18 protein-coding genes and 1 tRNA gene are annotated in these 23043 nt (G+C 73.3%); 13 read left to right on the top strand and 6 right to left on the bottom strand.

What is annotated here, in order from left to right:
* Window positions 1-204 precede the first annotated feature (204 nt).
* On the bottom strand, window positions 205-3258 hold the full coding sequence (locus GR130_RS03820) for an SUKH-4 family immunity protein (RefSeq protein WP_159503387.1): 3054 nt from the start codon (window positions 3256-3258) through the stop codon (window positions 205-207).
* A 5-nt stretch (window positions 3259-3263) separates the two neighbouring features.
* A complete protein-coding gene (locus GR130_RS03815; RefSeq protein ID WP_159503386.1) occupies window positions 3264-4271 on the bottom strand; it encodes an HNH endonuclease in 1008 nt (335 codons plus the stop codon).
* 343 nt (window positions 4272-4614) lie between these two features.
* On the opposite strand from GR130_RS03815, the gene GR130_RS03810 reads away from it, so the two are divergent.
* Both GR130_RS03810 and GR130_RS03805 read left to right on the top strand, forming a co-directional pair.
* Complete coding sequence (locus tag GR130_RS03810; protein ID WP_159503385.1) at window positions 4615-5148, top strand: YwqJ-related putative deaminase; 534 nt, start codon at window positions 4615-4617, stop codon at window positions 5146-5148.
* Between the two features lie 8 nt (window positions 5149-5156).
* A complete protein-coding gene (locus tag GR130_RS03805; RefSeq protein ID WP_159503384.1) occupies window positions 5157-5717 on the top strand; it encodes an SUKH-3 domain-containing protein in 561 nt (186 codons plus the stop codon).
* A 111-nt stretch (window positions 5718-5828) separates the two neighbouring features.
* Here the strand turns inward: GR130_RS03805 and GR130_RS03800 are convergent, their stop codons facing one another.
* Window positions 5829-7268, bottom strand: coding sequence for a sensor histidine kinase (locus tag GR130_RS03800; protein WP_159503383.1), 1440 nt, complete (start codon window positions 7266-7268; stop codon window positions 5829-5831).
* Window positions 7269-7642: 374 nt separating this feature from the next.
* On the opposite strand from GR130_RS03800, the gene GR130_RS03795 reads away from it, so the two are divergent.
* The 6 genes from GR130_RS03795 (at window position 7643) to GR130_RS03770 (ending at window position 12476) form a co-directional block, all read left to right on the top strand.
* Window positions 7643-7714 (top strand) — tRNA-Gln (locus tag GR130_RS03795).
* Between the two features lie 132 nt (window positions 7715-7846).
* Complete coding sequence (gene glmU, locus GR130_RS03790; RefSeq protein ID WP_159503382.1) at window positions 7847-9328, top strand: bifunctional UDP-N-acetylglucosamine diphosphorylase/glucosamine-1-phosphate N-acetyltransferase GlmU; 1482 nt, start codon at window positions 7847-7849, stop codon at window positions 9326-9328.
* A 73-nt stretch (window positions 9329-9401) separates the two neighbouring features.
* A complete protein-coding gene (locus GR130_RS03785) occupies window positions 9402-10376 on the top strand; it encodes a ribose-phosphate diphosphokinase (RefSeq protein WP_159503381.1) in 975 nt (324 codons plus the stop codon).
* A 219-nt stretch (window positions 10377-10595) separates the two neighbouring features.
* Window positions 10596-11183 (top strand): 50S ribosomal protein L25/general stress protein Ctc, encoded by a 588-nt coding sequence (locus GR130_RS03780; protein ID WP_159503380.1) that lies wholly within the window; start codon window positions 10596-10598, stop codon window positions 11181-11183.
* Between the two features lie 102 nt (window positions 11184-11285).
* Entirely contained in the window at window positions 11286-11876 is a 591-nt protein-coding gene (gene pth, locus GR130_RS03775; protein WP_426797122.1) for an aminoacyl-tRNA hydrolase, read from the top strand.
* 81 nt (window positions 11877-11957) lie between these two features.
* Window positions 11958-12476: a hypothetical protein gene (locus GR130_RS03770; protein ID WP_159503378.1), complete on the top strand. Its 519-nt coding sequence runs from the start codon at window positions 11958-11960 to the stop codon at window positions 12474-12476.
* A gap of 83 nt (window positions 12477-12559) precedes the next feature.
* Here GR130_RS03770 and ppc read toward each other — a convergent pair whose 3' ends face one another.
* Window positions 12560-15319: a phosphoenolpyruvate carboxylase gene (gene ppc, locus GR130_RS03765; RefSeq protein WP_201304787.1), complete on the bottom strand. Its 2760-nt coding sequence runs from the start codon at window positions 15317-15319 to the stop codon at window positions 12560-12562.
* Window positions 15320-15580: 261 nt separating this feature from the next.
* Between ppc and GR130_RS03760 the strand changes: the two genes are divergently transcribed.
* Both GR130_RS03760 and GR130_RS03755 read left to right on the top strand, forming a co-directional pair.
* A complete protein-coding gene (locus tag GR130_RS03760) occupies window positions 15581-16603 on the top strand; it encodes an acyl-CoA desaturase (protein ID WP_159503377.1) in 1023 nt (340 codons plus the stop codon).
* Between the two features lie 13 nt (window positions 16604-16616).
* Entirely contained in the window at window positions 16617-17303 is a 687-nt protein-coding gene (locus GR130_RS03755; protein WP_159509726.1) for a TetR/AcrR family transcriptional regulator, read from the top strand.
* Between the two features lie 128 nt (window positions 17304-17431).
* Here the strand turns inward: GR130_RS03755 and GR130_RS03750 are convergent, their stop codons facing one another.
* Complete coding sequence (locus GR130_RS03750) at window positions 17432-18262, bottom strand: trans-aconitate 2-methyltransferase (RefSeq protein ID WP_159503376.1); 831 nt, start codon at window positions 18260-18262, stop codon at window positions 17432-17434.
* 192 nt (window positions 18263-18454) lie between these two features.
* On the opposite strand from GR130_RS03750, the gene GR130_RS03745 reads away from it, so the two are divergent.
* The 3 genes from GR130_RS03745 to GR130_RS03735 all read left to right on the top strand — a co-directional run bounded on the left by GR130_RS03745 (window position 18455) and on the right by GR130_RS03735 (window position 21990).
* Window positions 18455-18952, top strand: coding sequence for a MarR family winged helix-turn-helix transcriptional regulator (locus GR130_RS03745; RefSeq protein WP_159503375.1), 498 nt, complete (start codon window positions 18455-18457; stop codon window positions 18950-18952).
* Window positions 18953-19085: 133 nt separating this feature from the next.
* On the top strand, window positions 19086-19880 hold the full coding sequence (locus GR130_RS03740; protein ID WP_159503374.1) for an SDR family NAD(P)-dependent oxidoreductase: 795 nt from the start codon (window positions 19086-19088) through the stop codon (window positions 19878-19880).
* 34 nt (window positions 19881-19914) lie between these two features.
* Window positions 19915-21990 carry a beta-galactosidase gene (locus GR130_RS03735; RefSeq protein WP_159503373.1) on the top strand — a complete coding sequence of 692 codons (2076 nt, stop codon included), beginning with the start codon at window positions 19915-19917 and terminating at the stop codon, window positions 21988-21990.
* A 25-nt stretch (window positions 21991-22015) separates the two neighbouring features.
* On the opposite strand, the gene GR130_RS03730 is transcribed toward GR130_RS03735, so the two are convergent.
* Window positions 22016-22828: a response regulator transcription factor gene (locus tag GR130_RS03730; RefSeq protein ID WP_159503372.1), complete on the bottom strand. Its 813-nt coding sequence runs from the start codon at window positions 22826-22828 to the stop codon at window positions 22016-22018.
* Between the last annotated feature and the right edge of the window lie 215 nt (window positions 22829-23043).

The raw sequence follows: 23043 nt of genomic DNA, 5'->3' as shown, positions 1-23043 counted from the left end.
CGGAATTGGATCTTCGCCCGCGAGGGGGGTGCGGAGTATCAACGACCTGACGCGGTCGGATGTCACGGCATGCACGCCGGGCGCGCCGCGACGGCGCGCCGCACCGCGCGCAACGGAAAGAAGGGGCGCGGACGGCCGAGCCGTCCGCGCCCCTGTCGTGCGCCGCGCCGGGTCAGCCGGCCCGGCGCGGCCCTGGGTCCTGTCCTACAACAGGCCGTCCCACATCTGCTCCAGCAGCACCGACCACCAGGTCTCCGGCGACCCCAGTGCCGGCGGGTCCAGCGCCACCAGCTGCGCCTGGAAGTCGACCGTCCAGCGGCCCGCCTGCTCCGGCGTCAGCCCGTAGCGCAGCCGCCACATCCGCCCCAGCATCGCCAGGCAGCGCACGAACTCCGGCAGCCCGGTGTTCACGAACTGCGGCGCCACCGGCTGCCCGCCGGGCCCGGCCTCCAGCGGGACCGCCACGATGTTCGCGGTCCCGTACTGGACGCACAGCTGACGGCCGAAGTCGTTGCCCATGACCAGGTACGAGCCCGCGTCCGGCGCCGGCTGCACACCGCGTTCCGCCGCCAGTTCCGCCAGCGTCGGCACCGGGCGGCCCGGCTGCGCCTGCGCCCAGAAGAACGGCCCGAAGTCGACCGGCAGCCCGGCCCACACCAGCATCTGCGCCACGACGTCCGGTACGCCCTGCCGGGAGACCGCCCGCTGATCGAAGCGGAATATCCCCTGCGGGCCGAACGCCTGCTCCAGCTCCTGCCCGATCGCCGGCGGCGGCACCGGCATCGCCGGCTGCACCTGCGACGGGTGCGGCAGCGGCGCCCGGACCGGCGCCGGCCGCGCCGGGCCGTCCGCGACCTGGTGCAACTCGCCCTGGTGCTCCACGAGATGGCGCACGCCCTGCTGCCGCGAGGCGTGGTCCCGGCCGTACGCGGCGGTGTGGCTGATCCGCACCTGCGGCCAGGTCTCCCGGATCATCCGGGCGCAGTAGCCACCGGGCAGGTCGCAGCACTCCAGCTCGGTGTGCAGCTCCACCACCTGCTGCGGCGGGACGTTCATCGCGCGCAATTCGTGCAGCAGCTGCCACTCCGGGTGCGGCGTACCGGGCGCCGAGCGGCGCACGATCTTCTGCTCGGAGCCGTCCGGCGCGCGGTAGCTGAGCACGGCCATGTAGCCGGGCCCGACGGTCGGCTGACCACCGGGGGCCTGCGGATAGCCGTACGCGCCGGGCGCACCGGGGCCGGGACCACCGGGACCGGGCGCGCCGGGGCCGGGTACACCGGGCGGACCCGGCTGGGGGTACGGCCCAGCGGCGGCCGGGGCGGGACCGGGCAGGTCCGGAGGGGCCACCGGAGCGCCCGGCGGCGGAACGCCGGGACCGGCGGACGGGGGCATACCGGGGGCACCGGGGCCGCCCGGACCACCGGGACCCGGCAGTGCGGCGCCGCTCGCGAGCATCGTCGCCGCCGCGTGCACGCCACCGCCGGCGGCGCCCGGCGGAGCCGGCGGCGGAGGCGGACCGCCCTGGCCGCCGGCGCCCCGGCCGCCCGCGGACGCACCGTGCTTGCCCGGCGCCCCCGGGGGCTTGGGCGCGCCGAGCGCACCGGGAGGCGCGGGCGGCGGCGGCACGCCGGGACCGCCGGCGCCCGGACCGTTCGCCGGGCCGGCGCCGGGCATGCCGGCCTGCAGCGCCGCACCGTCGGCCAGCATCGTCGCGGCGGCATGCATCCCGCCGCCGGGACCGCCCGTACCCGGAGGACCGGCCGTACCGGAGGCGCCCGGCCCACCGGCCGCACCGCCGTGCGAAGCCCCGTCCACCGCGCTCAAGTCCAGGTCCGCAGCGTCCAGTTGGGACACCAGCTGCGTGGGTACGTACCCGCCGGCCGGCACGCCGGGCGCGCCGGGGCCGGAGGGCGCCGGGCCGTCACCGGGGCGCGCGTCCGACTTCTGCGTCGCCTCGGCCGCGACCGCCTCCGGGTCCGGTCCGCCGGTCCGGCCCGCCCCCGGAAGACCGGGTGCGCCGGGAGGCGGCGGGCCGCCGGCGTTACCGGACGCCGACGCGCCGTCGGCCGGCATCGTCGCCACGGCATGCGCCCCGCCCGAGTACGGAGGCACCGGGGGCGGCAGGGGCCCCGACGGCGGCTGCACCACACCGGGCGGCGGCGGCACATCGGCGACCGGCGACCCGGACGGCGGCGGCAGGTCCGGCAGCCCCGGCGGGGGCAGCGACGGACCCGGCGGCGGGGGCGGGGGCATCATCCCGGGCGGCGCGGGCGGCATCGGCGGCGGTGCCGCCGGCATCGGCGGAGCCGCGGGCAGCCCACCGGGGCCGCCCGGACCCGGCTGCCCGCCGTCCGGGGAACCCAGCGCGGGAGCCACCTGCGTACGCGGCAACTGGCTGCCGCCGTGCAGCAGTTCGGTCTTCGCGTCGGGCCGCGCCCGCGGCGCCGACGGGGTGTCGTCCGCCGCGTCGAAACCGGCGAGCGGCGGCGCGAACACGGTCTGCGGCAGCCCCACCGACCGGTCCTCGCCGTCGTCGTCGGAAGTGGTGTCCGCTGCGGCCCACGGCGTCTCCCCGCCGGAGGCCGCACTCGGGGCTGCGGGGGAAGGAGTGGGAGTTGAAGTCGGAGTTGGGGAAGGGGAGGGGGACGGAGGCGCGGGAGGCGCCGCCGCGTCGTTCACGTTCACCTCGGCCCAGGCGTCCGCAGCGGCCGCGGCGACCGGACCGGCAGGGGAACCGGAAGCGGAATCCGAACCCGAACCGGGACCCGCGGCGGAGCCGGATGCCTGCCCGGCCTGCGAACCCGCCCCGCCGCCCGTGCCCGCGCCGCCCGTGCCCGTGCCCTTGCGACCGCCGATCCCGATCGCGTCCGCCGCCTCCTGCAGCCACTCGGGCGGCGTGAGCAGGAACGACGTGGCCTCCAGATCGATCCGCTGCGGCGGTGCCTCCGCCGCGTGCCCGCCGTCGACCGGCGTGCCGTACAGCTCCTCGTACCGGCGGATCACCTCGCCCACCGGCAGCCCCGGCCACAGCGTCGTCTCCCCGCTGTCCCGGGCGATCACCAGCCGGCTGCGGCCACCGACGGCCCCCGGACCTCCCCCAGAGCCTTCGGCACCGGGGGGACCCCCGTCGCGGTCCTCCGCCCAGGCCACGAAGCCCAGGTCGAACTCCCGTACCCGCACCTCGCGTTGGAGCGGCGCCGGCACATCGCCGTTCACCCACTCCTCCGCGCGCTCCTGCGCCTGCGCGAACGTCACCACCGCGATCAGCCCCCCACCGGCACGGCGTACGCGAAGCCGCCGTCCACCATCAGGTTCGCCACCGTCTCCAGCTCCGGCGGATTGCCCGCCAGCCGTTCCAGGAACTCGTCGAAATCCGCACCGCACGGCAGCAGCAGCCGCGCCACCCGCTCCTGCACCGCCAGACCGTCCTGGTCCCGGGCGTCGTCGTACGGGCAGAACCACACCGAGCCCAGTGCCTCGCCGCGCACCTTCACCGCGACCACACCGCCCTGCGCGAACGCCACTCCCAGGTAGTCCTTGGTGAAGTGGTCCCGCAGACACTTGTTGACATAGACCAGGTCGTTCAGGGCCGCGTCGTCCCGCACCGTGAAGAACGGCTGGTCGACCAGCAGCCCCAGCTCCGCGTCCAGCGCCGCGCCCACCGGCGCGCACCCGCCCGCCGCCTTCAGGAACGACCGGTAGGCGCCCGGCAGGCGGTAGCCCAGCGCCTCCTCGGCCTGTGCCAGCTGCTCCTCGGCCACCGACAGCTCGCGCCGCGGCAGGCCGAAGTGCACCGGCCGGGTCTCCTGCAACGGCCGGGTGCCCCGCTTGTCGTGCGCCACCGCCGCCGTCGCCAGCCCCGCGTGGTGCCGCAGCAGCGCCTTCACCTCGACCGGGATCAGCTCCATGCGCCGGGTGCCCGCCACGTGATGCCAGGTCCAGCCGTGCGGCGTCGCCACCGCGGGCACGTCTATCCACAGCTCGTGGCCCTGTGCGTGCAGCGCCGCGTTCGCCGACACGTAGTCCGTCAGCCGCAGCTCGTCGACGCCGAAGCCCTCCGGCGGCTCCGCGATCTCGGCCGCGGCGCGGGCGTACGGCGAGAAGTCCGGGAAACCGTTCCCGTCCATCCGCACCCCGGCCGGATGACGCGCGGCACGCACCGGATCCGGGAAATGCACGACCTGCCCGGCGTAGGCCGAGTTCGGTGGCGCGGGACGTCCTCCGGCCTGGAGGCCGGGATGCGCCCCCAGCCCTTGCCGACCTGTCGTCATCGCGGTTGCCCCCTGGCTGAAGCTGGCTTTGGGGCACAGCCTATGCGGTGCCGCAACGCCCGCCCGCCGCCCGGCCACCACCCTCGACGGCGCCGCCGCACGGCGACTCCCCCGACCGCCCCCGCCCACCCACGTCAGCCCCGTGACACACCGCCGTCACCCGGCACCCCGCGGCCCCCGGCAGCACCCCGCGGCACCGCGCCCACCAGCCCCGTTACCGAGCATCCGACGAACCGTCACAGCCCAGTGACATCCCTGACAGCGCGCCCGACTACCGCAACGCCCAGCACATTTGGCAGTCTGACTCCGCAACCGGGGGGATTGCAGGGAGGGAAGCACCACCATGAGCACCACGGCACACCAGACATCGACCACGGGCGACCCTCGTGCCACCGGCGACCCCCGCATCGGCTGGAGCGGCACCGCCGACACCGACCGCGCCCCGGTCCTCCGACACCGCCGCGACGGCATCCTCCCCACCATCGGCGCCGCCCTGTCCGTACGCGGACAAACTCTCACCTGTACGGCCAGCAAGGCGGAACAGCCCCCCACCCTGCACCCCCTCGTACAGGACTTCCTCGACACCCTCGCCACCGACCGGCGCGACCGCTTCACCGGGCGCTGCCCCGAGGCCGTCCTGCTCTCCCGCCACCTCACCGCCGTCGAGGCCAACCGCGGCAAACGCGCCTCCCGCAAGCCCCTCACCAACGGCGAGGCCCGCCGCTCCCTGAAACACTCCAAGATCACCGCACGTCACATCCGCGAGGACGGCGACCCCGAGCACGGCAGCTACGCACCGCCCTGCCGCTCCTGCGACGCCCTCCTCGCCCACTTCGGCGTCATGCCCATCGGGGCGACGACGCCCCAAGGGAGCTGACCGCCACCATGCCGCCCACCCCCGCGCCGCGCACCCCCGCCCACGAGCGCACCGGCTCCACGCGCTTCCCCGCCGCCGTGGACGTCGCGCTCCAGGACGCCGGCTGGCAGCCCGGCCGCTGGGACATAAAGCAGGCCGAGCACTGGGCCGACACGCTCCGCGCCCACACCTCGCCCGCCGGCCACCGCCACACCGTCTTCGCCGCCGCCGTCGAAGCCTGGGCAGAGTTCGGCGGCCTGCACATCACCGGCCCGGGCCCCGGCCGCCACATCGCGCCCACCCCGTTCACCATCGACCCGCTGCACGGGCTCCACCTCGCCCGCACCCTCGGCGACCTCGGCCGCGCCCTCGGCACCGGCGTGGCCCCCCTCGGCCGGGAAGAACTCCCCGACACCAAGACCACCCGCGGCACCACCCACCCCCAGGCCACCCTCGCCATCGACACCGAGGGCCGCGTCTACAGCCTCGACCACACCGGCGACTGGTACCTGGGCCCGGACCTCGACCAGGCCCTGAACACCCTCGTCCTGGGCACCCGCCCGAGCCGGCTGACGGTCTCGGCGGACTGAGCGCACCGAGCCGACGAGCCGCGGCAGCGCAGCGACGCGGCGGGCGGCGCACGGACACCGGGCCGGGAGCGGAGGCCCCGCTCAGCCGGTCACGTCGCCGTCTGCCTCACCTCATCCGGCCGCGGCCCCGGCGCCCGCACCGGCCACCGGCACCACCGCCGACACCCGGAAGCCCCCCGCGTCCGTGGGACCCGAGACGAAGACGCCGCCCAGCGCCGTCACCCGCTCCCGCATCCCCACCAGGCCGTTGCCCCCGCTCGGCAGCCCGGCGTCCGTCGCCCCGCGCTCCGACGGGCCGTTCTCCACCTGCACCGCCACCTCGCCTGCCCGGTGCGCCAGCCGCACCCGGGCTCGCGCGCCCGGCGCGTGCTTGTGCACGTTCGTCAGCGCTTCCTGCACCACCCGGTAGACGGTCTGCTCGACCCGCGCCGCATACCGGCGCCCGGCACCGCCGCCCCCATCCCCGGCGCCGGCACCGTGTTCCGCGGTCCCGGCCGCGCCCTCCACGGACAGCTCCACCGCCATCCCGGCCGCCCGGGACTGCCCCACCAGATCCCCCAGCTCGGCCAGGCAGGGCCCGTCCCCCTCCGGCTCACCCGGCGCCGCGGCGGCCGCACCCGTGCCGTCCACCGGCGCCGGCCGCACCGCCTGCGACGCCACCGCCACCAGCCGCTCCGGCTCGTCCGACCCCGCGGCGCCCCGCACCGCCGCCCCCTCGGCCGTCCGCAGCACCCCCAGCATCTCCCGCAGCTCGGTCAGCGCCTGCCGCCCCATGTCCCCGACCAGCGCCGCGTTCTTCGCCGCCTTCTGGGGGTCCTTGAGTGCCACCGCCTGCAGCGCCGCCGCGTGCACCACCATCAGGCTCACCCGGTGCGCGACCACGTCGTGCATCTCCCGCGCGATCCGGGTGCGTTCCTCGTTACGGGCCCACTCGGCCCGCTCCTCGGCGCGGTCCGCCAGCAGCGACAGCTCGCGCTCCAGACCGTCCGCCCGCTCCCGCAGGCTCTCCACCAGCCGCCGCCGGGCGCCGACGTACAGCCCCCACAGCACCGGCGGCGCCGTCAGGACCAGCCCCACCGCCAGCGCCATCGCCGGCACGACCCACGCCGGCGAATGGAAGTCGTGCTGCGGCGTCAGGTCCTGCCGCATGCCGAGGAACGTCGTCACCACGGTCCCCACGACCGTCATCCCGGCCAGCAGCCCGGTGATCCGGCGCGGCACGTCCGAGGCGGCGAGGGTGTAGAGCCCCACCGTGCTCAGCAGCCCGCCCATCTGGGCGGGCATCACGGCTATCGAGACCAGCACCACCACGACCGGCCACCGCCGGCGCAGCAGCAGCACCGGCCCGGCCGCCAGGCCGAGGAGTATCCCGAGGGCCTCGGGCACCCCCACCGTGTGCGCGAACGGAATCCCCTCCGCCATGCACTCGGCCGTGGACGCCGCCGCCAGCAGCACGTCCAGCACGGCGCTGCGCCGCCGCGCCCACCACCAGGGACCGCCCCCCGGCCCCCCTCGCGCAGCCACGCTCTCACTTGCCCCCGTTGCGGTCATACCGACCAGCGTACGGGCGCCGCTCGCCGTTCCCCGGCTCCGTGCACGGGCATGGGTCTGGCCCATTACCTACCGTTACGACCAGATATCCCGTGAACTGCTGAATCGTTGGCATTTCCACGTCCCGTCGCCCTCACGGGAGGGCCGGGAGAGGAGAACGCCGGGAAACGCCGGAATGGTCGGGAAGAGGTTGGATGTCCGGGAAGGATCGAGAGGGGCCTGGAAGATCCAGAAAAGGGGCGCAACGGGCGCCTCGCCAGGCGCGTTCCGCACGGCGGCGGCGCATACCGTCGCGTCGGAGGCTGGTGGTACGGCATAGTGGTGGGTGCCAAGTGACCGACCTGACGCATCGTCCGGTTTGAATTGCTTTTCTATCCCCTGTGGTGTAATTGGCAGCACTGAGGCTTTTGGTGCCTTATGTCCGGGTTCGAGTCCTGGCGGGGGAGCACACGTCGACAACGGCACGGTTCGGGTCCTGACCGCTCGGTCAGGACCCGCCCTCGTTTCCTCCGCAAAACGCCCCGGTATCCTTCGGGTGACCACCACCCGAAGTAGCCAAGAAGCCGAAGGGCATCCCCGTGAGCGCCAACCGCCCGGCCGCCGTCGTCGTTCTCGCAGCGGGTGAGGGAACCCGCATGAAGTCGACGACCCCCAAGGTCCTGCACGCGATCTGCGGACGCTCCCTCGTCGGACACGTCGTCGCCGCATCCCGTGAACTGGACCCCGAGCATCTCGTCGTGGTCGTCGGCCACGCCCGCGAGCAGGTACGCCAGCACCTCGCCGAGGTAGACCCCGCCGTCCGCACCGCCGTCCAGCACGAGCAGAACGGCACCGGGCACGCCGTGCGCACGGCGCTGGACGAGCTGCGCGCCAGCGGTGCCGCCCTCGACGGCACGGTCGTCGTCGTGTGCGGCGACACCCCGCTGCTGACCGGCGAGACGCTGAAGAAGCTGAGCGACACACACGCGGCGGACGGCAACGCCGTCACCGTGCTGACCGCCGAGGTCCCGGACTCCACGGGCTACGGGCGGATCGTGCGGGACGAGGCCTCCGGCGCCGTGACCGCGATCGTCGAGCACAAGGACGCGAGCGCCGCGCAGCGGGCGATCCGGGAGATCAACTCCGGGGTGTTCGCCTTCGACGCGCGGCTGCTGGTCGACGCGCTGGGCAAGGTGCGTACGGACAACAGCCAGGGCGAGGAGTACCTCACCGACGTGCTGGGGATCCTGCGCGAGGCCGGGCACCGGGTCGGCGCCGCGGTGGCGGCCGACCACCGGGAGATCCTGGGGATCAACAACCGGGTGCAGCTGGCGGAGGCCCGCCGGCTGCTGAACGCGCGGCTGCTGGAGCGGGCGATGCTGGCCGGCGTGACGGTGGTCGATCCGGCCACGACGTGGGTGGATGTGACGGTGTCGTTCGAGCAGGACGCGACGGTTCAGCCCGGGACGCAGCTCCTGGGTGCCACGCACGTCGGCACGGGTGCCGAGGTCGGTCCGCAGTCGCGGCTGACGGACACCCGGGTCGGCGCGGGCGCGTCGGTCGCGTTCACGGTGGCGGACGGCGCGGAGGTCGGGCCCGGGGCGTCGGTGGGTCCCTACGCGTATCTGCGGCCGGGGACGGTGCTGGCCTCGAAGGCGAAGGCCGGGACGTTCGTCGAGATGAAGAACTCGCGGATCGGTGAGGGCACGAAGGTGCCGCACCTGTCGTACGTGGGGGATGCCACGATCGGCGAGTACACCAACATCGGTGCGGCGAGCGTGTTCGTGAACTACGACGGTGAGGCGAAGCACCACACGACCGTCGGTTCGCACTGCAAGACGGGCTCGGACAACATGTTCGTGGCGCCCGTCACGATCGGGGACGGCGCGTACACCGCCGCCGGTTCGGTCATTACCAAGGATGTGCCCCCGGGTTCGCTGGCGGTCGCGCGCGGCCAGCAGCGCAACATCGAGGGCTGGGTCGCCCGCAAGCGACCCGGGAGCGCCGCCGCGCAGGCCGCTTCGACTGCTCGCCAGGAGTCCGGCCAGGACTCGGATTCCCAGCCCGAGGGCGAGCGGTGACTGTGCCGAAGGGTGCGCCGTGCGGGGCGTACCGTGATGAGCGCACGCAAACTGTGATGCAAGGAGATTTGCTGTGACCGGGATCAAGACGACCGGCGAGAAGAAGCTGATGCTCTTCTCCGGCCGCGCCCACCCCGAGCTTGCCGAGGAGGTCGCGCACCAGCTGGGTGTGGGCCTGGTCCCGACGAAGGCTTTCGACTTCGCGAACGGCGAGATCTACGTCCGCTACCAGGAGTCGGCGCGCGGTGCGGACTGCTTTCTGATCCAGAGCCACACGGCTCCGATCAACAAGTGGATCATGGAACAGCTGATCATGATCGATGCGCTGAAGCGGGCCTCGGCCCGGAGCATCACCGTGGTCTGTCCGTTCTACGGGTACGCGCGCCAGGACAAGAAGCACCGCGGCCGCGAGCCGATCTCGGCGCGGCTGATCGCGGATCTGATGAAGACCGCGGGTGCCGACCGCGTGGTGACGGTCGATCTGCACACGGACCAGATCATGGGCTTCTTCGACGGCCCGGTGGACCACCTCTTCGCGCTGCCGGTCCTGGCGGACTACGTCGGCGCGAAGGTGGACCGCTCGAAGCTGACGGTGGTGTCGCCGGACGCGGGCCGGGTGCGGGTCGCGGACCGCTGGTGCGACCGGCTGGGCGCGCCGCTGGCGATCGTGCACAAGCGGCGCGACAAGGACGTGGCGAACCAGGTCACCGTCCACGAGGTCGTCGGCGATGTGCAGGACCGGGTGTGTGTGCTGGTCGACGACATGATCGACACCGGCGGCACGATCTGCGCGGCGGCCGACGCGCTGTTCGCGAACGGTGCGGCGGATGTGATCGTGACGGCGACGCACGGTGTGCTGTCGGGTCCGGCGGCGGACCGGCTGAAGAACTCGAAGGTGAGCGAGTTCGTGTTCACGAACACGCTGCCGACGCCTTCGGAGCTGGAGCTGGACAAGATCACGGTGCTGTCGATGGCGCCGACGATCGCGCGGGCGCTCCGCGAGGTGTTCGAGGACGGCTCGGTGACGAGCCTCTTCGAGGAGCAGTGAGCCGGATCCGGTAGTCCCGTGCGGGCGGTGGCCCGCACCGGGGGCGACGGAGATCCATTTTGGGGCGGCCTTCCCGCCGGGTAGACTCATCGAGTTGCTCGGCGAGGGAGGCCGCCCTTTTGTGCGGTGGCTGTCCGTTATCGACGCGCTCTTCGTAGCAGGTCTGTCGTGGGCCGGGTGACGCCCCGCAGATGTTTCTGAGATACGAGGAGTGCAGTCATGGCTGAGGTCAAGCTCACCGCTGAGGCCCGTAACGACTTCGGTAAGGGCGCCGCCCGCCGCCTGCGTCGTGAGGCCAAGGTTCCGGCGGTCGTCTACGGTCACGGTGCCGAGCCCAAGCACATCGCGATCGACAGCCACGCGCTGATGATGGCCCTGAAGACCCCGAACGCGCTGATCCGCCTGGAGGGCGAGGGCGGCGGCGAGCTGGTCATCCCCAAGGCCGTGCAGCGCGAGGCGATCCGCCGCTTCCTGGTCCACGTGGACTTCCTGGCCGTCAAGAAGGGCGAGAAGGTCGCCGTCGAGCTCCCGATCCAGACCGAGGGCGAGCTGGCGCCGGGCGGCAACCTGCTGGAGCACGTGCTGAACACCCTGCCGGTCGAGGCCGAGGCCACCCACATCCCGGAGTCGGTGACGGTCTCCGTCGCGGGCCTGGAGGCCGGCCAGTCGGTGCTGGCGAAGGACATCGTGCTGCCCGCCGGTGTCTCGCTGGCCGTCGAGGACGACGCCGTGGTGCTGCAGGTCGTCGCCGCACAGGCCGAGGCCCCGGCCGAGGAGGCCGCGGAGGGCGAGGGCGAGGAAGCCTGATCGCCCGTTCCGGAATATCCGGAATACTCTTTCAACCGCCGTCCCGTGCTCTGGCGCGGGGCGGCGGTTGACTGCTTTCAAGGAGACGCGGAAATGGCGGAGATGGCGGGCGCAGACAGCCCTTGGCTCGTTGTGGGGCTGGGAAATCCGGGGCCGGAGTACGCGGCCAATCGCCACAACGTGGGATTCATGGTGGCGGATCTGCTCGCGGAGCGGATGGGCGGGCGTTTCAAGGCGCACAAGGCGCGGGCGCAGGTCGTCGAGGGGCGTATCGGTCCGCCGGGGCCGTCGAGCCGCCGGGTGGTGGTCGCCAAGCCGATGTCGTTCATGAACCTCTCGGGCGGGCCGACCACGGCACTGCGGGATTTCTACAAGGTCCCGGTGGCCAACATCATTGCGGTGCATGACGAGTTGGACATCGATCACGGCACCCTGCGGCTGAAGCTGGGCGGTGGGGACAACGGGCACAACGGTCTGAAGTCGATCACCAAGTCGCTGGGTTCGGATTATCACCGGGTGCGGTTCGGAATCGGCCGTCCGCCGGGCCGGATGCCGGTGGCGGATTTCGTGCTGAAGGATTTCTCGTCGGCGGAGCGCAAGGAACTGGACTACTTCGTGGACCGGGCGGCCGACGCGGTGGAGGCGCTGATCCTGGAGGGTCTGGAACGGGCGCAGAGCACGTACAACTCGTGAATGGGGCAGTGCGGGGCAGGGCCTGACGAAAGGCCGGGCGGAGGTTGACCGGGCGCGGAGGGATGGCCAAGGATCGCCGCCATGCCCCCACGCAGTAGGCGGACCGGTTCGGTCAGACGCAGTCGTACCCGGCGGTTCGGCGAGGGTGCCTTCGGGGTGCTCCTCGTCGCCCGGACCGGGGTGATGGCGCTGCTTGCGCTGCTCCTGCTGGTCGCGGGGGTGTGGACGTCGTGGGGGACGGCGCGGTACGCGATGCTCGCCAAGGGGCGGGAGCGCGGCACGATGACGGTGGCGGCGTGTGCGGCGGACCGCTGCACGGGGCCGTTCGTCCCGGCCGACGCGGGCGGGCAGCGGCAGCAGGTGTCGGTCGCGCAGGCGGCGGTGAAGAAGGGCGAGCGGGTCGCGGTGGCGCTGCGGCCGGACTCCACCCGTGCGGTGCGGACCGGGCTGGGCGGTGTGCTGCACGCGTGGGTGCCGCTCGGCGGGGCGCTGCTGCTGGCGGCGCTCATCGTGGCCGGCGGACTCCGGCTGCGCCGTACGGCGTGGGTGATGGGGCTGCTGGGAGCGGCGCTGCTGGGGGCGGCCTTCGCGACGATGTAGACGCGGCGGATCCGGACGTACGACGGCGGCCCGCCCCTCTTGTGCGAGGGGCGGGCCGCCGTGGTGTGCGGTGCGGAGCCGGGTCAGCCGGTGTTGCGGAGGCCGGCGGCGACGCCGTTGACGGTCAGCAGCAGCGCGCGGGCGAGAACCGGGTCGGCTTCCTCGCCGTTGGCGGCGGCCTGGCGCTGGCGGTCCAGGAGGGAGACCTGGAGGTAGGAGATCGGGTCCAGGTAGGCGTCGCGGATATGGAAGGTCTGCTTCAGGGCCGGGTTGGAGTCGAGGAGTTCGCGTTCCCCGGTGACCCGCAGGACTTCCTGGACGGTCAGTTCGTGCTCGGCCCTGATGTCGTCGAAGACGTGCTTGAGCTCGTCGGGGACGAGGGTGTCGACGTAGTGCTGAGCGATCCGCAGGTCGGTCTTGGCGAGCGTCATCTCCACGTTGGAGAGGAAGTTGCGGAAGAAGTGCCAGTGCTCGTGCATCTCGTCCAGGACGCTGCCGAGCCCGGCCTCGCGGGCGGCCTTGAGGCCGGTACCGACGCCGAACCAGCCGGGGACGATCTGCCGGGACTGGGTCCAGCCGAAGACCCAGGGGATGGCGCGGAGTCCGTCGAGGCCGGCGCCGGAGTCCGGGCGGCGCGACGGGCGCGATCCCAGGTGCAGCTCGGCGAGCTGGTCCACCGGGGTGGAGGCGAAGAAGTACGCGGGCAGGTCGGGGTCCTCGACGAGGCGGCGGTAGGCCCCGTGGGCGGCCTCGGAGACGGTCTCCATGGCGGCGTCCCAGCGGGCCAGCGCCTCGTCGGACTGGCGGGGGGCGGTGTGCAGGGCCGACGCCTGGAGCGTGGCCGCGACGGTCAGTTCGAGGTTCTCCCGGGCCAGTGAGGGGACCAGGTACTTGTCGGAGATGACCTCGCCCTGCTCGGTGACCTTGATCTCGCCTTCGAGGGTGCCGTAGGGCTGGGCGAGGATGGCGTCGTGCGAGGGGCCGCCGCCGCGGCCGACGGTGCCGCCGCGGCCGTGGAAGAGGCGCAGCCGTACGCCGTGCCGGTGGGCGACGTCGCGCAGCAGGCGCTGGGCGCGGTGGATCTCCCACTGGGAGGTGGTGATACCGCCGAACTTGGAGGAGTCCGAGTAGCCGAGCATGACCTCCTGGACGTCGCCGCGCAGGGCGACCAGCCGCCGGTAGGAGGGGTCGGCGAGCATCTCGTCCAGCAGCTGGTCGGCGATCCTGAGCTCGTCGGTGGTCTCCAGCAGCGGCACGATGCCGATCTTGGCCCAGCCGGCGTGCAGGTCGATCAGGCCGGCCTCGCGGGCTAGTACGGCGGCGGCGAAGACGTCGTCGGAGCCCTGGCACATGGAGATGATGTACGACTCGATGACCTCGGGGCCGAAGGTGTCCTTGGCCTTGAGGATGGTGCGGAAGACGCCGAGGGTCTTGGCGCCGGCCTCGTCGAGCGGGGCGGGCGTGGGAGCCAGCGGGCGGCGGGAGCGCAGTTCCTTGGCGAGGAGCTTGCGGCGGTAGTCGCGCGGCATGTCCACGTAACGCCAGGACTCCTCGCCGAGGCGGTCGAAGAGCTGGCCGAGGGTGTGGTGGTGGGCGTCGGCGTGCTCGCGGATGTCCATGGTGGCGAGCTGGAGGCCGAAGGCGGCGATGGTGCGCAGGGTGCGCTCCAGGCGGCCGTCGGCGATCAGGCCGCCGCGGTGCTCGCGCAGCGAGGTCTGGATGATCGCCAGGTCGTCGAGGAGCTCGGCGGTGCCCAGGTAGTCGCGGCCGGGCACGTGCGGGGTGTCGCCGGCGAGCCGGTCGCGGGTGTTGATCAGCTTCTGCCGGATGCAGGTGGCCTTGAGGCGGTAGGGCTCCTCGCTGTTGAGCCGCTTGTAGCGGGGGCTGATCTCCGGGAGGAGGTCGAGGTCCCGCCGGAGCGATTCCAGCAGCTCGTCGGTGGCGCCGCAGTTGCGGATGGAGTTGGAGAGCGCGCCGCGCAGCTCGTCGACGTGCTCCAGCGCGTCGGTGATGCCGTGCTCGTGCTGAAGGATCAGGACGTCCCAGGTCACCTGGGGGGTGACGTTGGGGTTGCCGTCGCGGTCGCCGCCGATCCAGGTGCCGAAGGTGAGCGGGCGGGTGCCGGCCGGCAGCTGTGCGCCGGCCCGCTCCAGCTCGGCGGCGAGGTCTTCGAGGACGTCGCCGACCGCGCCGCGGCCCAGCTCGTCAAGGTAGTAGATGGCGTTGCGGGCCTCGTCGGTGGGCTCCGGGCGGGCCACCCGCAGCTCGTCGGTCTGCCAGATGAGGTCGATGCTCTCGGCGAGGCGGAGGTCGGCGCGGCGGCGCTCGGTGGGGTCCGTACGGTCCAGCAGCTCGGCGACCCTGCGGAGCTTGGTGAGGACGGAGCGGCGGGCGGCCTCGGTGGGGTGGGCGGTGAAGACCGGGCGGACGCCGAGGTGGCGGGCGGTGGCCCGCAGGTGCTCGGGGTCGGCGTCCTTGAGCATGTCGGCGGTGCGGGCGAGGATGCCGCCCTCGGCGGCCCGCTTGGCGCGCAGCTCGCGACCGCGGTGCACCTGCTCGGTGACGTTGGCCAGGTGGAAGTACGTGGAGAAGGCGCGCACGAGCTTGGCGGCGGTGGCCAGGTCGGTGTCGCCGAGGAGCCGGGCGGCGGCTTCGCCGTCGGAGCGGGTCAGCGCGCGGACCCGCTCGACGAGGTCCAGCAGCTCCTGTCCCTCCTGCCGTACGAGGGTCTCGCCGAGGAGGTCGCCGAGGCGGCGGATGTCGGCGCGCAGGGCGACGTTGTCGCTGGTGGCGTCGGGGTTTTCGGACGGGTTCTCGGCGGTGGTGTTGTCGGCACTGCTCACAGGTGCGGCTCCTTGCAGTGATGGTGCAGTCATTGAGCACGTCTGGGCTTGTGGCGGACCGCGCTGTCCGACGCCCCCAGGATAGGTCTCCCCACCAGCGGCGAATCACACCGTCCGCAGGGTGGGCACCCGCCGTGGCGGGCGGGGGCCGGGGGCCTGTCACGGCCTTGCCCGCGGCGGTGTCGCTGCCATACTTACGAAACCGTAGGTTACGGTCCCGTAGGCCGTAGCCGTGCCCCCGAGCCCCCGACGAGGGACACCATGACCGCTGGTACCGAAGCCGTCGAAGAGTCACCGCTCCCGCTCGACGCGCCCGCCGGTTCTTCCGCTCCGTCCACCCTGCCGTCCGCGACGCTGGGCGGCGAGCAGCGCCGCTCGCTGGAGCAGATCACCCTGCTGCTGTTCATCACCGTGCCGTTCGTGGCGCTGGTCGCCGCGGTGCCGCTGGCCTGGGGCTGGGGGGTGAGCTGGCTCGATCTCGGGCTGATGACGGCGATGTACTACATCGGCTGCCACGGCATCACGATCGGCTTCCACCGCTATTTCACGCACGGCGCCTTCAAGGCCCGGCGTCCGCTGCGGATCGCGCTGGCGATCATGGGGTCGATGGCGGTGGAGGGCCCGCTGGTCCGCTGGGTGGCGGACCACCGCAAGCACCACAAGTTCTCCGACGCGGAGGGCGACCCGCACTCCCCCTGGCGCTTCGGCGAGAGCGTGCCCGCGCTGATGAAGGGCCTGTGGTGGGCGCACATCGGCTGGATGTTCGACGAGGAGCAGACCCCGCAGCACAAGTACGCCCCCGACCTGATCAAGGACCCGGCGATCCGGACCGTCTCCCGCCAGTTCATCCTGTGGACGACGGTGTCGCTGCTGATCCCGCCGCTGGTCGGCGGGCTGGCCACCTGGTCCTGGCAGGGCGCGCTGACCGCGTTCTTCTGGGGCTCCCTGGTGCGGGTGGCGCTGCTGCACCACGTCACCTGGTCGATCAACTCGATCTGCCACGCGGTCGGCAAGCGCCCGTTCAAGTCCCGCGACCGCTCCGGCAACGTGTGGTGGCTGGCGGTGCTGTCCTGCGGCGAGTCCTGGCACAACCTCCACCACGCGGACCCGACCTGCGCCCGGCACGGTGTCATGAAGGGCCAGCTGGACTCCAGCGCCCGGCTGATCCGCTGGTTCGAGCGGGCCGGCTGGGCGTACGACGTCCGCTGGCCGAACGCGGCGCGGATCGACGCCCGGCGCCAGGAGAACGCCCGAGGCGGGGAGAAGGCCGCGCAGGCGGCATGATTGACGGGTGGCGATCGACAGCAGCAGCGCGAACAACGGCAAGGGAAAGTCCTCCGCGTCCTCGACGTCCGGGGGCCGGCGCGCACGCCGGGTGCGGATGACCGGTGCGGAGCGCCGGGAGCAGTTGCTGGACATCGGCCGCACGCTGTTCGCCGAGCGTGGCTACGAGGGCACGTCCGTCGAGGAGATCGCCGCCAAGGCCGGGGTGTCCAAGCCCGTGGTCTACGAGCACTTCGGCGGCAAGGAGGGGCTGTACGCGGTGGTCGTGGACCGCGAGATGCGGCAGCTGCTGGACATGGTGACCGGTGCGCTGACCGCCGGCCATCCGCGCGAGCTGCTGGAACAGGCCGCGTTCGCGCTCCTCGACTACATCGAGACGTTCACGGACGGCTTCCGCATCCTCGTCCGCGACTCGCCGGTCGCCCAGTCGACCGGCACCTTCGCGTCCCTGATCAGCGATATCGCCACCCAGGTCGAGGACATCCTCGGGCTGGAGTTCAAGGCGCGCGGCTTCGATCCGAAGCTGGCCCCGCTGTACGCGCAGGCCCTGGTCGGCATGGTGGCGCTGACCGGTCAGTGGTGGGTCGACACCCGCAAGCCGAAGAAGGCGGAGGTGGCGGCGCACCTGGTGAACCTGGCGTGGCACGGGCTGGGCAATCTGGAGGCCAAGCCGCGGCTGATAGGGCACCGCAAGAACTAGCCCCGAGGGCCGGTGCCCGGCGCGGACGGTGCCGCGCCGGCCTCGAACCAGCAGCCTTCTCCATGCCTCCCCAGGCAGGCGGCGAGCTGGATGTGGCCGAGGCCGGTGCTCATGGCGGTCGGGCGGGGTCAGGCGACGGGGGCCGGGGGCTTCTGGGCCACGACGAAGATGCGGCGGAAGGGGAACACCGTGCCGTGCCGGCCGGTGGGGTACGCCTCGCGCAGCGCGTCGCGGTATTCGACGAGGAAGGCTTCGCGCGCCTCCGGGTCGTCTTCGAGAACGGTGAGGACGGGGCGCAGGGCGGTGCCCTTGACCCAGTCGAGGACCGGGTCGTCGCCTTGGAGGAGCTGGACGTAGGTGGTTTCCCAGGCGTCGCTGGTGCAGCCGAGGTCGGTGAGGCGCTCCAGGTAGTCGGCGGGTTCGAGGATGTGGACGAAGCGGCGGCCGTGGGTGTCGAGGCGGTCGCGCCATTGCGGGGAGTCGCACAGTTCGCCGAGCAGGGCGTGGCTGGGCGAGGTGAAGTTCCCGGGTACCTGGAACGCGAAGGTGCCGCCCGGGGTGAGGGCGTCGACCCAGCGGGCGAAGGAGTCCGGGTGGTTGGGGACCCATTGCAACGCGGCGTTGGAAACGATCAGGTCGAAAGGCTCTTCGGGGGTCCAGTCGGCGGCGTCGGCCGGTGCGAAGTCCACGTGGCCGCCGCCGGGGGTCGGCCCGGCGTGGTTCTCGGCTTCCTTCAGCATCTCGGGGGAGTTGTCGAAGCCGGTGATATGCGCGTCGGGCCAGCGGTCGGCGAGCTGGACCGTCACGTTGCCCGGGCCGCAGCCCAGGTCGGCGATGCGGGCGGGGCGTCCCGGCCGCGGCAGTTGCGGAATACGGGCCAGAAGGTCGTGAAAGGGCCGGGTGCGGTGCCCGGAGTGATGCAGGTACTGCTGTGGATCCCAGGTTGGTGCATCGTGCATGTTCGAAAACCCCTCTGCTGATACAGGGTCGGCACGGTTCGACTCCGGAAGTCGTCGCGCCGCGTTCTAGCCATCTCGGATGGAATCCGAGCCCGCGGCGACGATTCCCAGTAGTCCGGGAAAATATATCTTGACGGCGAGATACTTTACATCAAGAGACTTCACGTCGACAGACCCTTTACACTGATCGTCATGGAGGACGAGGTCGACCGACTGGTGGCAGCATGGCGCCGCGAGCGCCCGGACCTCGACGTGGAACCGCTTGAGGTCCTCAGCCGCGTCTCCCGGCTGGCCAGACATCTGGACCGGGCCCGCCGCCTCGCGTTCTCCGAGGTGGGACTGGAGCCCTGGGAGTTCGACGTGCTCACCGCGCTGCGGCGGGCCGGCGCCCCCTACCAGCTCTCCCCCGGCGCCCTGCTGACGCAGACGCTGGTCACCTCCGGCACGATGACCAACCGCATCGACCGGCTGGCCAAGAAGGAGCTTGTCGAGCGGCTGCCCGACCCCAGCGACCGGCGCGGCGTACTGGTCCGGCTGACCGCCCAGGGCCGCGACAAGGCCGACCAGTCCCTGGCCGGACTGCTCGCCCAGGAGCGCGCGATCCTCGCCGAGCTCTCGCGGCAGCAGCGGCAGGAACTGGCCGGTCTGCTGCGGCGGTTGACCGGGCCCTTCGACAACATCCCCGGCTAGCGCCTGTCCGATGGGTCAGGGCCGGAAAGGCCGCGGGCCCGGCCATGGCCCATCGGACAGGCCCTAGCCCACCCCTCCCGCACGCCCCCGTGTCCTCTTGCCCGGCCGCCCCCGGGTGGGCTTGGATCGCGGCATGAGCCAGCACGAGACGCGCCCGGTGCCCGGTGGCCCGTACGGCAGGCGGTTCGCGGGCCGTACGGTCGTGGTGACCGGGGCGGCCGGCGGGATCGGGGCGGCGACGGCGGACCGGCTGGCGGCCGAGGGCGCCGGGGTGCTGCTGCTGGACATCGACGACGCGCGCGGCGAGCACACCGCGCGGCGGATCCGGGCGGCCGGCGGGCGGGCCTCGTACGAGCACTGCGACGTGGCCGACGAGGGCGACTGGCGGCGGGCCGTGGAGGCGGCGCGGCGGCGGTACGGCCCGGTGGACGGGCTGGTCGGCAACGCGTATCTGCCGTACGTCGCGGCGGCCGGTGAGACGCCGTTGGCCGACTGGGAGCGGCAGCTGGCGGTGAATCTGACCGGCTCCTTCCTCGGCGTGCGGGCCGCGCTGGCGGATCTGCGGGCGCGCGGCGGGTCGGTGGTGCTGACCTCGTCGGTGCATGCGCTGGTCGGGCTGCCGGGGCGGCCCGCGTACGCCGCGTCGAAGGCCGGGCTGACCGGCCTGGGGCGGCAGCTGGCGGTGGAGTACGGGCCCGAGGTGCGGGTCAACAGCGTGCTGCCGGGCCCGGTGCTGACCGCGGCCTGGGACGGCATCGGGGAGGCGGACCGGCAGGCCAGCGCGGCGCAGACGGCGGCGCGGCGGCTGGGGCGGCCCGAGGAGGTCGCGGCGGCGATCGCGTTCCTGCTGTCCGACGAGGCGTCGTTCGTGACGGGGGCGAGCCTGGTCGTGGACGGCGGGTGGAGCGTGTACAAGAACTCTTCGTGAGGGCGGGAACCTCGACTGCGACCCTGGGGGTCCGATGGGCATCCGATTCGGCGGCGACTACAACCCCGAGCAGTGGCCCGAGGAGGTGTGGGCCGAGGACCTGGCGCTGATGAAGGCGGCCCACGTCACCACGGTCACGGCCGGGATCTTCTCCTGGGCGAAGGTCGAACCCCGGCCCGGGGAATGGGACTTCGGCTGGTTCGACCGGGTGCTGGACGGGCTGGCGGGAGCCGGGATCGAGGTGTGCCTGGCGACGATGACGGCCTCGCCGCCGCCCTGGCTGACCCGCGCGCACCCGGAGATCCTGCCCGAGGGGCCGGACGGGCAGCGCCGCTGGCCCGGAGCCCGGCAGCACTTCTGCCCGTCCAGCCCGGTCTACCGGTCGTACGCGGTACGGCTGGTGGAGCAGCTCGCCGCCCGGTACGCGGAGCATCCGGCGCTCGCCATGTGGCATGTGGGCAACGAGTACGGGTGCCACACCCGGCAGTGCTTCTGCGAGGTGTCGGCGGAGGACTTCCGGGTCTGGCTGCGGACCCGCTACGGGAGCGTGGACGCGCTCAACGACGCCTGGTCGACGGCCTTCTGGTCGCAGGCGTACGGGGACTTCGACGAGGTGCTGCCGCCGCGGGCCGCGCCCACCTTCCCCAACCCGGCGCAGCAGCTGGACTATCTGCGCTTCGGCGACCACGCGCTGCGGGCCTGCTATCTGGCCGAGAAGGCGGTGCTGGCGCGGCTGGCGCCGGAGGTGCCGGTCACCACCAACCTGATGCCGCAGCACAAGCCGGTCGACGCGTTCGGCTGGGCGCCGCACCTGGACGCGATGGCGCTGGACTTCTACCAGGACCCGTACGCGGCGGACGATCACGTACGGGCCGGGTACGTCTTCGACCTGATGCGCTCCGCGCGCGGCGGGCAGCCCTGGCTGCTGCTGGAGCAGGCGCCCGGCGCGGTCAACTGGCGGCCGAGGAACGGGCCCAAGCCGCCCGGCGCGATGCGGCTGTGGAGCTGGCAGGCGGTGGCGCAGGGAGCGGACGCGGTGCTGTTCTTCCAGTGGCGGCAGTCGCTGGGCGGGGCGGAGAAGTTCCACTCGGCGATGCTGCCGCACGGCGGGACGGACACCCGTACGTGGCGTGAAGTCACCGGTCTCGGGCGGGAGTTCGCGTCGGTTCCGGGCATCGAGGGGACCCGGTCGCGGGCGTCGGTCGCGCTGCTGGCGGACTGGCACAGCTGGTGGGCGCTGGAGCTGGACTCCCGGCCGTCGACCGCGCTGGACCACTCCCGGATCGCGCTGGAGCACTACCGGCCGCTCTTCGAGGCGGGGGTGGCCTGCGACGTGGTGCCGCCGCAGCGGGAGCTGTCCGGCTACCGGCTGGTCGTGGTGCCGAACCTGTATCTGGTGACGGCCCGGGACGCGGAGCGGCTGGCGGCCTATGTACGGGACGGCGGGCGGCTGGTGGTGTCGTTCTTCTCGGGGATCGTCGACGCGCACGACCGGGTGCACCCGGGTGGCTATCCGGCGCCACTGCGGGAGCTGCTGGGGCTGCGGGTCGCGGAGTTCTGGCCGCTGCCCGAGGGCCGTTCGGTGGCCGTCGGGGCCGTCGGGGCCGTCGGGGCCGTCGGGGCCGTCGGGGGTGGGGGTACCTCCCTGGTCGAGCCCGGCCGAGACCTTGGGGGAGCCTACGCCGGGCGGGCGGACCTGTGGTCGGAGGAGATCGACCTGGAGGGGGCCGAGGCCCTCGCCCGCTTCACGGACGGCGAGCTGGCGGGGCGGCCCGCGGTGACCCGGCACGACTACGGGCGGGGCACCGTCTGGTACCTCGGCACCCGCCTCGAACCGGCGCTGCTGCGGGCCCTGTTGGACGACGTCCGCGAGGCCGCGGGGGTGGCGCCCGTACTGCCGGGGCTCCCGGCGGGCGTGCAGGCGGCCGTACGGGAGGGCGCCGGCGGGCGGTACCTGTTCCTGCTCAACCACGGGGCGAGGGCGGTGGAGGTGGGGCTGCCGGGGCCCCTGCGGGACGCGCTGGCGCCCCGGGCGGCGGCCGTGGAGCAGGTGGCGCTGGCCGCCCGGGGCGTGGCCGTACTGACCGGTCCGGCGGCGCGGCCGGACTGACCCGTACCGGGGTGCCGGCCGCCCGTCAGGGCACCGTGACCGGGCCCGCCCCGGCCGGCTCCAGCTCGACCGGTCCGACCCCGGCCCGGCGGGCCAGCGCCACCGCCGCGAGGGTGGAGTGCACGCCGAGCTTGCCGAGCACGTTCTGCATGTGCGTACGGACCGTGTGCGGGGAGAGGAACAGCCGCTCGGCGACCGCCTTGCGGCCCAGCCCCGCCACCATGCAGCGCAGCACCTCGCGCTCGCGCGGGGTCAGCGACTCCACCAGCCGCTCGCTCTCCGTACGGTGCCGGCGGGCGGCCGTCAACTCCCGCAGGACGCCGGTGAGCAGGGCGGGCGGCAGATGCGTCTCGTCGCGCAGCACGCCGCGGATGACGGCGAGCAACCGGGAGAGCGAGCAGTCCTTGGCGACCCAGCCGGAGGCACCGGCCAGGAGGGCCGAGGCGGCCCGGCGCGGGTCGTCCCGGTCGGCGAGCACCACCGTCCGCAGGTACGGGTGGCTGGAGCGCAGCCCGGAGACCAGCGCGATGCCGTCCATCGGGCAGCCGCGGGGCGCGGCCTCGCGGACCGCCCCGTCCCGCCCCGCGGCGTCGCGGGGCGCGCCGTCGCGGGCGGACGGCTGCGGCGGCACCGCGAGCAGCGGCGCGGCCAGATCGGCGTCCGCCAGCAGCACGTCGAAGCGGCGGCCGTCGGCGGCGGCCCGGTCCAGATTGCGCAGCGCCGCCGGGGCGCTGCCCGCCGCCGCGACGTCCACGTCCACTTCCGCGGCCAGCGCGGCGGCCAGGGATTCGGCGAAGATGCGGTGGTCGTCGACCACCAGAACCCGGATTCGTTGCACAGAGACCCCCTGTCTCGGTGAACGGACCATAGCGGGCACGGCGCCCGGATTGAAGATCGCCTCAACCGCGCGGCCGCCGCCGCGCCGACCTGGCCACCCCACCCCGGACGCCGTACCCGAAACGGTCTCGCCCCCTGAAACGGCACCGGCCCCCACCGGCACCGGATCAAGCCTACGGACGGGGCGCGGCCAGGGAAGGCGAATGACCGAAGTGG

Source organism: Streptomyces sp. GS7 (assembly GCF_009834125.1).
Lineage (GTDB): Bacteria > Actinomycetota > Actinomycetes > Streptomycetales > Streptomycetaceae > Streptomyces.
The sequence above is the reverse complement of the archived record's forward strand: the minus strand, read 5'-3'. Positions and strand labels throughout refer to the sequence as shown.

Bases quoted from the DNA above. Each gene is read 5' to 3' on its own strand.
- GR130_RS03810 (WP_159503385.1), top strand. From the start codon at position 4,615: ATGAGCACCACGGCACACCAGACATCGACCACGGGCGACCCTCGTGCC.
- GR130_RS03740 (WP_159503374.1), top strand. From the start codon at position 19,086: ATGAGCCAGCACGAGACGCGCCCGGTGCCCGGTGGCCCGTACGGCAGG.
- GR130_RS03800 (WP_159503383.1), bottom strand. From the start codon at position 7,268: ATGACCGCAACGGGGGCAAGTGAGAGCGTGGCTGCGCGAGGGGGGCCG.
- pth (WP_426797122.1), top strand. From the start codon at position 11,286: ATGGCGGGCGCAGACAGCCCTTGGCTCGTTGTGGGGCTGGGAAATCCG.
- GR130_RS03735 (WP_159503373.1), top strand. From the start codon at position 19,915: ATGGGCATCCGATTCGGCGGCGACTACAACCCCGAGCAGTGGCCCGAG.
- GR130_RS03770 (WP_159503378.1), top strand. From the start codon at position 11,958: ATGCCCCCACGCAGTAGGCGGACCGGTTCGGTCAGACGCAGTCGTACC.
- GR130_RS03815 (WP_159503386.1), bottom strand. From the start codon at position 4,271: ATGACGACAGGTCGGCAAGGGCTGGGGGCGCATCCCGGCCTCCAGGCC.
- GR130_RS03745 (WP_159503375.1), top strand. From the start codon at position 18,455: ATGGAGGACGAGGTCGACCGACTGGTGGCAGCATGGCGCCGCGAGCGC.
- GR130_RS03780 (WP_159503380.1), top strand. From the start codon at position 10,596: ATGGCTGAGGTCAAGCTCACCGCTGAGGCCCGTAACGACTTCGGTAAG.
- GR130_RS03805 (WP_159503384.1), top strand. From the start codon at position 5,157: ATGCCGCCCACCCCCGCGCCGCGCACCCCCGCCCACGAGCGCACCGGC.
- GR130_RS03750 (WP_159503376.1), bottom strand. From the start codon at position 18,262: ATGCACGATGCACCAACCTGGGATCCACAGCAGTACCTGCATCACTCC.
- GR130_RS03760 (WP_159503377.1), top strand. From the start codon at position 15,581: ATGACCGCTGGTACCGAAGCCGTCGAAGAGTCACCGCTCCCGCTCGAC.